The organism is Pseudomonas sp. efr-133-TYG-23 (assembly GCF_030209215.1).
Lineage (GTDB): Bacteria > Pseudomonadota > Gammaproteobacteria > Pseudomonadales > Pseudomonadaceae > Aquipseudomonas > Aquipseudomonas rhodesiae.
The window spans coordinates 119,787-127,442 of record NZ_JARVSL010000039.1 but is presented as its reverse complement, the minus strand read 5'-3'; the positions used below and the strand labels follow the sequence as shown (position 1 = coordinate 127,442).

4 protein-coding genes are annotated in these 7,656 nt (G+C 64.4%); all 4 read right to left on the bottom strand.

From position 1 onward, the window contains the following. Positions 1–256 precede the first annotated feature (256 nt). The gene (locus QRN41_RS23710) at positions 257–1,798 is read right to left on the bottom strand and encodes an alkaline phosphatase D family protein (RefSeq protein WP_167418600.1); all 1,542 of its coding nucleotides are present in this window, start codon (positions 1,796–1,798) and stop codon (positions 257–259) included. Between the two features lie 194 nt (positions 1,799–1,992). Next, the gene (locus tag QRN41_RS23705; protein ID WP_167418601.1) at positions 1,993–3,711 is read right to left on the bottom strand and encodes a PTS fructose-like transporter subunit IIB; all 1,719 of its coding nucleotides are present in this window, start codon (positions 3,709–3,711) and stop codon (positions 1,993–1,995) included. Between the two features lie 11 nt (positions 3,712–3,722). After that, entirely contained in the window at positions 3,723–4,664 is a 942-nt protein-coding gene (pfkB, locus tag QRN41_RS23700; protein ID WP_167418602.1) for a 1-phosphofructokinase, read from the bottom strand. Then, the gene (gene ptsP / locus QRN41_RS23695) at positions 4,665–7,523 is read right to left on the bottom strand and encodes a phosphoenolpyruvate--protein phosphotransferase (protein WP_167418603.1); all 2,859 of its coding nucleotides are present in this window, start codon (positions 7,521–7,523) and stop codon (positions 4,665–4,667) included. Positions 7,524–7,656 lie beyond the last annotated feature (133 nt).

Here is a 7,656-nt window from a genome sequence, read left to right as displayed (position 1 = left end):
CATTGGGATTGCATTTCAAGTCAGTGTTCTGTGCGGTGGCGCTTTTTCGAACACCGCTTCAGGCCCAAAGGTTTTAACCAGCGGATTAGGCCGAAACTGCCAGCGTTCAACGGCCCGACAACAAACTCCCAGAACGCCGCGCGGTCCACTGTGGGAGGGGGCTTGCCCCCGATGGCGGTGGGTCAGTCGTCTGATAAATGACTGTCACACCGTCATCGGGGGCAAGCCTCCTCCCACATTGGGATAGCATTTCAAGTCAGGTAGGTTGCAACTTCTGTTCGAATACTGAGACTCCATCCAAGTCGCGCAGGATCACCGTCAACTCCCCGGTCTGGCCATCAATATTCACCTCGCCAAAAAACTGAAACCCGGCAAACGGCGAAGTGTTCTGTGCCGGTGGCGCTTTTTCGAACACCACTTCAGGCCCAAAGGTTTTATCCAGCGGATTGGGCCCGAAGCTGCCGGCGTTCAACGGCCCGGCGACAAACTCCCAAAACGGTTCGAAATCCTGGAACGCCGCGCGATCCGGATGGTAGTGATGCGCCGCGCAGTAGTGCACGTCTGCCGTCAGCCACACATGGTTGCGTACCTGCTGCGCACGCAGGAACGTCAGCAGTTCGGCGATTTCCAGCTCGCGGCCTTGGGCCGGGCCCGGCTCGCCGTTGGCGATGGCCTCCCAACGCGGCACGCCGGGGCTGACTTCACCGTCGGGCACGCCCAGGCCGATGGGCATGTCGGCGGCGATGACTTTCCATTGCGCCTTGGAGCCCTTGAGTTCGCTCTTGAGCCAGTCCAATTGTTCACGCCCCAGAAACGGCTTGGCCGCCCCCAGGTTGTCGTCGTTGGGGCCACGGTAGCTGCGCATATCGAGCACGAATACATCCAGCAGCGGGCCATAACTGAGCTTGCGATAGATGCGCCCGCCGCCGTCGGCGCCTTGGCGGCGCATCGGCGAATATTCCAGCCAGGCCTGGCGCGCGCGTCCCACCAGCGTGTTGATGTCGCGGGTTTGGTAGCGCTCGTCCAATTGCTTGCTCGGCGACCAGTTGTTGATCACTTCGTGGTCGTCCCACTGCCAGATCTGCGGTACTTCGGCGTTGAAGCGGCGCACGTTTTCATCCATGAGGTTGTAGCGGTAGTTGCCACGGTATTCGTCCAGGGTCTCGGCGACTTTGCTCTTGGCCTCGGTGGTGATATTGCGCCAGATACGCCCGCCTTCAGTGGCCAGTTGCGCCGGCACCGGGCCGTCGGCGTAGATGGTGTCGCCGCTGTGGATAAAGAAGTCCGGCAGACGCAAGCGCATGGCTTCGTAGATGCGCATGCCGCCGATGTCCGGGTTGATGCCGAAGCCTTGGCCGACGGTGTCGCCGCTCCATACAAAGCGAATGTCGCGGCGCTGTTGCGGCACGCTGCGCAGGTGGCCGAACCAGGGTTCGCTGGCCACGCCGCTCTGGGCGTCTTCGAAATGCACGCGATAGAAAACCGCCTGGTCGGCAGGCAACCCGGTCAGTTCAACGCGGGCGGTGAAGTCGGTGCGGTTGTCGGCCAGCGGCGAAACAAAACGGCGCGGGTTGCTGAACACGCTGCGGGTGTCCCATTCCACCACCATCCGCGCGGGCCGGTCGCTGCGGCTCCAGATCATCGCGCGGTCGCCCAGCAGATCGCCGGACTGCACGCCATCGGTGAGTTGCGGCCGGTCCTTGACCGACGCAATCACCGCCGGCGCCAGGCCCGGTAATAACAGACCGGCGCCGACGGCTTGCATCACGCGGCGACGGCCCAGATCGAAGTGGCTCATGCAGGTGCCCTCTTGAGTCTCAAAAGAGGCACTTAACCACGCGGGGATGAAGCGGGTGTGACACTCACCCTGCGGTGAGCCGAGATCCAAATGTGGAGGGGCGGTAGTCATTGCCAGGGCTGGATCATCTGAGTCCTTGGCTAACGGGCATTGGGGCGTGCCCCTTCCACATTGTCGGGCCCTGCCAGACCGTGTCAGGCGTTGGCCGGCGCGACGCTCAGCTCCACCACTTCCGCTCGTTTGATCAGCGCATACACCACCCCGGTCAGCAGGCTGCCCGCAACGATCGCCAGCAGATACAGCAACGCATGGTTGATCGCGTTCGGAATCACCAGCACAAACAAACCACCGTGGGGCGCGGCCAGTACGCAGCCGAAATACATCGACAGCGCGCCGGTCAACGCACCGCCGGCGATGCTTGCCGGGATCACGCGCAGCGGGTCTTTGGCGGCGAAGGGGATCGCGCCTTCAGAGATAAAACACATCCCGAGGATCATCGCGGCTTTGCCGGCTTCGCGTTCGGTCTGGGCGAATTTGCGCCGCGCCAGGAACGTGGCGATGCCCATGCCGATGGGCGGCACCATGCCGGCGGCCATGGTCGCGGCCATCGGCGCGCCGCTGTGGGCAGCCAGCAAGCCGACGGAAAACGCATACGCCGCTTTGTTGATCGGCCCGCCCAGGTCCACGCACATCATGCCGCCCAGCAGAATGCCCAGCAGCACCGCGTTGGTGGTGCCCATGGTGCTGAGGAATTCAGTCAAGCCGCTGAGCATGCGCGCCACCGGCGGGCCCACCAGGTAGATCATCGCCAGGCCGGTGAACAGGCTCGCCAGCAACGGGATGATCAGGATCGGTTTGAGAGCTTCCATGCTTTGCGGCAGACGCACCACGCGGGTGACGCCTTTGACGCAGTAGCCGGCCAGAAAACCGGCAAAAATGCCGCCGATAAAACCCGCGCCCAAGGTGCCGGCCAGCAGGCCGCCAATCATGCCCGGCGCGATCCCCGGACGGTCGGCGATCGAATAGGCGATATAACCGGCCAGCAGCGGCACCATCAAGGTAAACGCGCTGTTGCCGACGGTTTTCAACGCCGCCGCCAAGGTGCCTTCCTGTTCGAACGCATGAATACCGAACGCAAACGACAGTGCGATCAGCAAGCCGCCCGCCACCACCATGGGCAACATGAACGACACACCGGTGAGCAAGTGCTTGTAGACGCCGGTCTTTTCCGACTTGGCCACCGGCGCACCGGCGGCGCTTTCCACCGCGCCTTCGGCCAGGGCCTTGTTCAGGGTCGCTTCCGATTGCTTGAGGGCAATGCCGGTGCCGCAACGGTAAATCTTCTTGCCGGCGAAGCGTTCGGTAGCCACTTCGATATCAGCCGCCAACAGCACCACATCGGCATTAGCGATAGCTTCGGCGCTCAGCGGCGTACGTGCGCCCACCGAACCTTGGGTCTCGACCTGCAAGTCGTAACCCAGGCGCTTGGCCGTCTGCTGCAAGGCTTCGGCAGCCATAAAGGTGTGGGCCACGCCGGTCGGGCATGCGGTGACGGCGACGATGCGCGGGGCATTTTTTGCCGCGACGGGCGCCTGGCTGGCGACATACACCTGAGCCTCTTCAGCACCGCGACGCAACACCGCTTCCACATCCGCCAACGCCTGGGCCGGCGTACTTTGGAACACGCGCTTGCCGATGAAGCGCTGCATATCCACCGGCGTGCTGCTGACCAGCAACACCCACTCGGCGGCGGCCAGAGTCGCGTCGGATAGCGCGCGCTCGGGGTGCTGCACATCCACCACTTCGACACTGGTGCTCCAGCCTTGGCGCTGCGCGGCGGCGTCCAGCAAGCGGGCGCACAGCACACTGGTGACCATGCCGTTAGGGCAGGCAGTAACAATGGCTAACTTCATGACTAACCCTCTTATTGTTCTGTGAGCGGGCGTACATCGACGCCGCTTTGCAGATGCGCCAACTGCGCGTCATCGCTGATGCCGAAACCGATCTGCGTCACCGCCATCGCGGCAATCGCCGTGGCACGGCGCAGGGTCTGTTCGGGGGCCTCGCCACTGAGCAGACCGTGCAACATGCCGGCCAGCAACGAATCCCCGGCACCCACGGTGCTGGCCACGCTGACCTTGGGCGGCGTGGCATGCAGCGCCAGCGTCGGGCTGAACCAGTTCACACCGTCGGCGCCATGGGATACCACCACATGTTCCACCCCCTGGGCGTGCAGGCGCTGCGCGGCCTGGCGCTGCTGTTCGAGGGAGTCGGTGGGGCAATCGAGGGCATCGGCCAGTTCTTCGGTATTCGGCTTGACCAACCACGGGCCGGCTCGCAGACCGGCACGCAGCGCCTCGCCACTGGTGTCCAGAGCAACCTTCAAACCGAGGCCTTTCAACTGCACCAACACATGGTGCAACAACTGCGCACTGACGCCGCGCGGCAAGCTGCCGGCGACCACCACCGCATCATGACCGGGAGCGATCAGAGTGAGCTGGTTGAGCAAGGCCTGTTGCGCCTGCTCGCTCACCTGCGGGCCCGGCGCGTTGATATCGGTGACACGACCGTCCTGCTCGGCGATTTTGATATTGCTGCGGGTTTCCCCCGGCACGCGGATAAACGCGTCGGCAAAACCGCGACGAGCAATCAGCGCGTCAAAGGCTTGCGGGTTGTCCGCACCGAGAAAACCGCCCACGGTCAATTGATGCCCCAGATCGGCCAGCACCTGCGCCACATTCACGCCCTTGCCGGCGGCGTGGGTCAGCAGGGTTTCGCTGCGGTTGACTTCACCCGGTTCCAGGCGGGCCAAGCGCACCGTGAGATCCAACGCCGGGTTCAGCGTCAGGGTCAGAATCCTTGCCATTTACACCGCCTCCACGAGGGCTCGCACATCGGCGGGGGAACCCACCGCCAGTGCTTGTTGTGCCAGGCTCTGGGCCTGGCTCAGACTGAATTCGCGCACACGCGCCTTCACTTCGGGAATGCTGCGCGCCGACACGCTCAGTTCGTCCACTCCCAAGCCCACCAGCACCGGCACTGCCAGCGGGTCCGCCGCCAGTTCGCCGCACACGCCGACCCATTTGCCGTGGGCATGGGCGGCGCGCACGGTGATATCGATCAACTGCAGCACCGCCGGGTGCAAGCCGTCGGCCTGGGCAGATAAGGTCGGGTGGCCACGGTCGATGGCCAGGGTGTATTGGGTCAGGTCGTTGGTGCCGACACTGAAGAAGTCCACTTCCTTGGCCAGCACCGGCGCCAGCAAGGCGGCCGACGGTACTTCGATCATGATCCCCAGTTGCAGGTCGGCCACCGGGATTTCCAGGCGCAGGCGCTCGGTCATGTCACGGGCAGCGCGCCACTCATCGACGCTGCCGACCATGGGAAACATGATGCGCAGGGGGCGGTTATCCGCCGAACGCAACAGCGCGCGCAGCTGCGCTTCCATGATCTGCGGGCGTTGCAAGGTCAGGCGAATGCCACGCACGCCCAGGAAAGGGTTTTCTTCCTCGGCAATCGGCCAGTAAGGCAACGGCTTGTCGCCGCCCACGTCGAGGGTGCGCACCACCAACGGGCGCCCACCGAGGCCGTCGAGAACGCGGCGGTACTCGGCTTCTTGGGTGGCTTCATCCGGCGCTTGTGGGTGAGCCATAAAAATCAGTTCGGTGCGCAACAAACCGATGCCTTCGGCGCCCTGCTCCACCGCTGCGGCGACACCGGCGCTTTCGCCGATATTGGCGAACACTTCCACGGCATGCCCGTCGCGTGTCAGAGCTGTTTCATGGCGCTGGGCGGAGGCCGCTTGCAGGCGTTGTTCACGGGTGTCGCGCTCGACGGTAGCCCGTTGCAGGGTGGCGGCATCGGGGTCCACATGCAGGCGGCCGCGCTGGCCATCGAGCAACAGCGGCGTGCCGGCGGCGACCAGCAAGACGGCGGCGCCAGCGCCGACCAACGCAGGTATACCGAGGGCACGCGCGACGATGGCGCTGTGGGCCGTGGCGCCACCGCGAGCGGTGAGGATACCGGCGACGCGCGCCGGGTCCAGGCGCGCCACGTCGGACGGGCCGACCTCGTCCATCACCAGGATGTACGGCTCATTCGGCTCTTGGGCGGTTTCGACGCCGCACAGTTGCGCCAGCACGCGACGGCCGATATCTCGCAGGTCGGCGGCACGCTCGGCGAGCAAGGCGTCCTGCAACGACTCCTGCTGTTTGGCGGCGGCTTCGATCACGCTCATCCATGCGGCTTCGGCGCTTTCGCCTTGCTTGAGGCGGGTGTCGACGTCGTCGGTCAGTTCCGGGTCGTCGAGCATTTCCTGGTGGGTGATGAAAATCTCGCGGATCGCTTTGGATGGGCTGCGCTCGATCAGCCCCTGAATATCGCGGCGCACGTCGGTCAGGGCGGCATGCAGACGCTGACGCTCGATCACCGGTGACTCGCCGCGCAGTGGGTAGTCGAACATCTGCTGGGTCTGGACATGAGCGGGGCCAATGGCAATCCCCGGCGCCGCAGCGATAGCCTGGATCTGGCTACCGGAGGCCGGTGCGCTGAGCAGCGGTTCGAGGTCTAGGGTTTCGGGGGGCGCGCTGACGGTCGGCAGCGGCTCGACCTCTTCACCAAGCCCCTCCTCCACCGCGGCCAGCAGTGCCGGCAGCGCATCACCGGCAACGCCGGGTTCGGCGACGAACTCCAGCACCTGGCCACGGCGGGCGCCGAGGCTGAGCAGCTTGCTCAAGCTTTTGACCGATACCGCGGTGGCCGGACCATCGATGATGCGCACACGGATATCGCCGTCAAAACTCTTGGCTAACTGCGCCAGGATCTTCGCCGGCCGCGCATGCAGGCCGTGGGCGTTGGCCAGGGTAATGCGCGCGCTCGGCCAGTCCGGCGGCAGTTCGCCGCCCAATACTTCAAGCACCGCGCGGCTGCTGGTGGCGCGGCCCAGTTCCTGGCCACGGCCTTCGATCAGCAACGCACACAAACGCTCAAGCAAGGCCTGGTGCGCTTCGCCCAGGCTGGCCAGGCAAAACAGGCCCGTGAGCGGTTGGCCCAGGTAACGCATGGGTTTGTCCGGGGTGACGAACGCCAGGCCCGGGCGCTTGACGGTCTGCTCGCTGTGCAGCCACCACAGGCCGTCGCCCAGGGGCAGCGCATCGACCTGTTGCAACACGGCGGCGAAGCCGTTGCTGACGCAATCGGCCTGGCGCAGCAGGCGTGCCCCTCTCCAGACCAGCTCTTCAAAATCGTCGGCGGACACCCCCAGGCTGATCATCTGTGCATCCAGCGCCAATTCCTGCGGTGCGCCTTGCAACAACTTCAACAAGGCGTCGGCAGAGCCGGCACGACGCAGCGCCTCACCCAGGTCGGTCTCACCGAGGGCTCGGGTCAGCAATTGCAGCAGGCGAAGGTGTTCGTCGGATTGGGCGGCAATGCCAATGGCCAAATACACGATCTGGCCGTCGCCCCAGTCCACCCCTTCGGGGAACTGCAGCAGACGCACGCCGGTGGCAAACACCTGGTCGCGGGTTTCAGGCGTGCCGTGGGGGATCGCAATACCTTGGCCGAGAAATGTCGAGCCTTGGGCTTCACGGGCTTGCAAGCCACTCAGATAGCCCTCGGCGACCAGACCGTCGGCCACCAGTGTGTCAGCGAGCAGGTGCAAGGCAGCAGATTTATCCACAGCCACCTGGCCCATGGATATCTGCTCTACAGTGAGCTCAAGCATGCCGTTCTCCTAGTTAGTGCGCTGGGCGCACTAGGTATTGTTTTGAATAAAACAGTGTAGGGGTGTTTGAAAATTACTGACTGAGCGGTCAGTTGGCAGGAGCCGCTCGGTCGCGAACGTCGTAAAAATACGC